The 500-nt window shown below is 44.0% G+C and carries 1 protein-coding gene; it reads left to right on the top strand.

Annotation, left to right across the window (positions count from 1 at the left end):
- Nucleotides 1–351: phage protein NinX family protein (locus tag PSI22_RS21380; RefSeq protein ID WP_273581477.1), on the top strand; the 351-nt coding region annotated here is incomplete at its 5' end.
- Nucleotides 352–500: the final 149 nt, after the last annotated feature.

The following is a 500-nucleotide window of genomic DNA, read 5'->3' as shown; positions in this document are numbered from 1 at the left end:
AGTGAGCTGACAGGCCGGGCGTTGGACTGGGCTGTGGCTAGAGCGATTGGTTTTCAATATGGTGAATATAAAATAACTGTAAAAGACGAAATGCCAATTTATAGAAAGAAAACCTCCGTTTGGAATTATTACTGTCCATCAACCGACTGGGCACAGTGTGGGGAGTTGATTGATACCTATCTAATCGAGTTAAACAACCACGTTACCAGCGAAAATGAAGTAGAGCACTGGGCAACCTGCATGGATGAATATATTTATGGTTCAACCGCATTAGAGGCTGCATGTCGTATTGTTGTTCATGTCAAATTAGGCGACGAGATCGACATCCCTGATGAGCTGGAGGGGGTATGAGTTTACTAACTGAATTTAATGGGTGTAATTCCACCAAATTAAAATGTGGAGGCAAAGTGACAGACGAACTCAAGCCGTGTCCGTTTTGTGGAAGCGACGTTTTGTCGATAAATGGGATCCGCCCCTGTAATTTTGTGGAGTGCTACGGA

The sequence above is a fragment of the Xenorhabdus aichiensis genome, assembly GCF_028598775.1.
Taxonomy (GTDB): domain Bacteria; phylum Pseudomonadota; class Gammaproteobacteria; order Enterobacterales; family Enterobacteriaceae; genus Xenorhabdus; species Xenorhabdus bovienii.
Note: the sequence above shows the minus strand (reverse complement) of the source record. Positions and strands in the feature narration are given on the sequence as shown.